General features: G+C 61.1%; 1 protein-coding gene. It reads right to left on the bottom strand.

Translation table 11 applies throughout. The features are described 5' to 3' along the window. Nucleotides 1-625, bottom strand: a 625-nt coding sequence (locus JNK74_29330) for an SDR family oxidoreductase (protein ID MBL7650279.1), incomplete at both ends; no start/stop codon positions are given.

Below are 625 nucleotides of genomic sequence, written 5' to 3'. Positions count from 1 at the left end.
CGGATGTTGTAGTACTCGGGGCGCGTGAAGTCCTTGAACTGATCGAGGTTGTCGACCAGGTCCTTCACGATGTCCTTGGCGTCGAAGCGCGGGTTGAAGCTGAGGATGCGCTTGGCCTTTTCTGCCGAGACCTTGTAGTTGCGGAAGTCCTGGATGTTTTTCACGATGATCTTGGAATCGACGCCCAGGTACTCGCGCACGCCTTCGTTCACCAGGTCGGCGATCTCGCCGATGGTGTAGTTGCCCGAAGCGATGTTGAACACGCCGGACACTTCCTGCGTGGACATCGTGTTGATCACCAGATCCAGGCGCATGCGAGGCGAAAAGCCGCTCACCGTACCCTGGCGGAAGCCGATGACGGAAAAGCTCTCGTCGGCCATCTGCAGGGCACCGTACTCACCTTGAAGCTTGGAAATGCCGTAGGGGTAGGCGCAGGTGGTCGGCGCGGTCTCGTCGTACAGCTCGTTGACCGTGTAGCCATAGACCGAGCAGGAGCCGCCGTGGATGAAGCGCTTCACGCCGGCACGCTTGGCGATGTAGGCCAGGTAGGCCGGCGCCGAGGCGTTTTCGACGAAGTTGCGCGCCGGCGAGTACTCGGCCATCGGGTCGTTGGACAGGCCGGCCA

The sequence above is a fragment of the Candidatus Hydrogenedentota bacterium genome (assembly GCA_016791475.1).
Classification (GTDB): domain Bacteria; phylum Hydrogenedentota; class Hydrogenedentia; order Hydrogenedentales; family JAEUWI01; genus JAEUWI01.
Note: the sequence above shows the minus strand (reverse complement) of the source record. Positions and strands in the feature narration are given on the sequence as shown.